Raw genomic sequence first — 2,570 nt, forward strand, 5'->3', positions numbered from 1 at the left:
GCTGAACAAGCTGTACGTCGAACTGCTGCGCGAAAACCCGGACTGGGCCAAGGATGAGCGCCGCCACGACATGAACCACTTCATGGCCAGGCTGGTGTTCTGTTTTTTTGCCGAAGACACCGACATCTTCAATGACGAGGGACTTTTCACCCGCACGGTAGAACAAATGAGCGAGCGAGACGGCGCCAACACCCATGAGGTGCTGGAAACCATCTTCCGTGCCATGAACATTAAAACCGACGAGCGCATAAATGCCCAGCCTCGCTTGCCGGTCTGGGCAGATCGGTTTCCCTACGTGAATGGCGGCCTCTTTTCCGGCCGCACCGAAGTACCGCGCTTCACCCGCATGGCGCGCACCTACCTGCTGCATGCCGGCGGCCTGAACTGGAAACAGATCAACCCCGACATCTTCGGCAGCATGATCCAGGCGGTGGCCGACGACAAAGAGCGCGGCGCGTTGGGCATGCACTACACCAGCGTGCCTAATATCCTGAAGGTGTTGAATCCCTTGTTCCTGGATGACCTGCGCGCGCGGTCGGCCGAAGCCGGTGACAACGAGCGCAAGCTGCTGAACTTGCGCAAGCGCATGGCGCGCATCCGCGTGTTCGACCCCGCCTGCGGCTCCGGCAACTTCCTGGTCATCGCCTATAAGCAACTGCGCGAGATCGAAGCACAAATCAACCGCCGCTTGGGCAAAACGCAACTGGGCAGCGAAATTCCACTGACCAACTTCCGGGGGATCGAGCTGCGCGACTTTCCGGCGGAGATTGCCCGACTGGCGCTCATCATCGCCGAGTTCCAGTGCGACGTACTATATCGCGGGCAGAAAGATGCTCTAGCCGAATTTCTGCCGCTGGACGCGCAGAACTGGATTGTCTGCGGCAATGCGCTACGGTTGGACTGGTTGAGCATCTGCCCACCAACCGGGACGGGGGTGAAGGTGGTGTCGGATGATTTGTTTGGCACGCCGCTTGATCAAACGGAAATGGACTTTGCAAATGAAGGCGGTGAAACCTATATCTGTGGCAATCCGCCGTATCTCGGCTCCACTTGGCAGACAGACGAGCAGAAGGCAGATTTGCAAGCCATCTTCGCCAAGCACACCAAGAACTGGAGATCGCTGGATTATGTGGCGGGTTGGTTCATGAAGGCCGCCGATTACGGCACCAAGACCAATGCCGCCGCAGCATTCGTATCCACCAATTCCATTTGTCAGGGTTCACAGGTGCCGATTCTCTGGCCATTGATTTTTGCCAGCGGTCAGCATATCGCGTTTGCATATACATCGTTCAAATGGGCTAATCTTGCCAGTTACAACGCTGGGGTGACCGTTGTAATTGTTGCGATTACCAACCAAGCAGGAAGGATGCGCTGGCTATTTTCGGTTGCTGACGATGGAGCAACGCTTGAAAAGCAGGTGGATTTCATCAATGCCTATTTAGTTGGCGGCCTTGATGCCATTGTTTCGCCAATCGCAAAGCCAAACGATGGTCGGGGTTTAATGGAATGGGGAAACAAACCAACGGATGGGGGTAATCTGTTCCTTTCGCCTGGTGAACGCGCGAAGTTGCTGCAGGAATCCCCGGCAGCTAAGCGCTTCATAAAGCGGTTTCTTGGTGCCCAAGAGTTCATTCGAGGTGAGCAGCGTTTCTGTTTGTGGGTGGAGAATGACGAACGCGCTGAAGCGGAGTCCGTACCAGAATTGAAGCGGCGTATTGAGGCGGTAGCTAAGATGCGCACTGAAAGTAAGGCTGCCGAAACACGACCAGCCGCATCGTTTCCGCATCGTTTCCGGCAAATTCAATCCGTCGCCCAAAACTATTCTTTGGTCGTCGCCCGCGTCAGCTCAGAAAATCGGGAGTACCTGCCGATTGGTTTGGAAGATAAAGATACGATCATCGGGGACCGAAATTTTGCCCTCTACGACGCCCCCCTCTGGAACATGGCCCTCATCGCCTCTCGCCTACACTGGGTTTGGATTGGCACAGTCTGTGTGCGTCTTGAAATGCGTTTTTCGTACTCCAACACCCTCGGCTGGAACACCTTCCCCGTGCCACTGCTCACCGAGCAAAACAAGGCCGATCTGACCGCCTGCGCCGAAGACATCCTGCTCGCGCGCGAAGCGCATTTCCCCGCCACCATCGCCGACCTCTACGACCCGGACGCCATGCCGGAAAACCTGCGCCACGCCCACGAGCGCAACGACGAGGTGCTGGAGCGCATCTACATCGGCCGCCGCTTCAAAAACGACACTGAGCGGCTGGAAAAACTGTTTGAGCTGTATACGAAGATGACAGCGGCAGCAGCCAAAGCCAAGCCTGCTGCCAAAGCAACCAGGGGGGAAAGCTAATTGAGCGAGCAACGCACGCTGGCCCTGATCGACGACCTGCTTCAGCGTCCGGCAGAGACCTCGTGGGTGGAGTTCAAGGAGAACAATGCTGATGCGCAGATGATCGGCAAGTTGATCTCGGCACTGTCCAATGCGGCGCGGCTCGCTGATCAGCCGTTTGCCTATGTGCTGTGGGGCGTGCGTGATGGCGATCACGCGGCCATCAGCACCACATTCGAGC

At 56.8% G+C, this 2,570-nt stretch carries 1 protein-coding gene and 1 pseudogene; both read left to right on the forward strand.

Features of this window, described 5'->3' with window-relative positions:
• Positions 1-70: 70 nt before the first annotated feature.
• Positions 71-2,350 (forward strand): DNA methyltransferase, encoded by a 2,280-nt coding sequence (locus tag M7R55_RS07600; RefSeq protein ID WP_366881170.1) that lies wholly within the window; start codon positions 71-73, stop codon positions 2,348-2,350.
• A pseudogene (locus M7R55_RS07605) lies at positions 2,351-2,570 on the forward strand (hypothetical protein); the annotation flags it as partial. It abuts the gene before it with no gap.

It is taken from the genome of Halothiobacillus sp. (assembly GCF_027346185.1).
GTDB lineage: Bacteria > Pseudomonadota > Gammaproteobacteria > Halothiobacillales > Halothiobacillaceae > Halothiobacillus.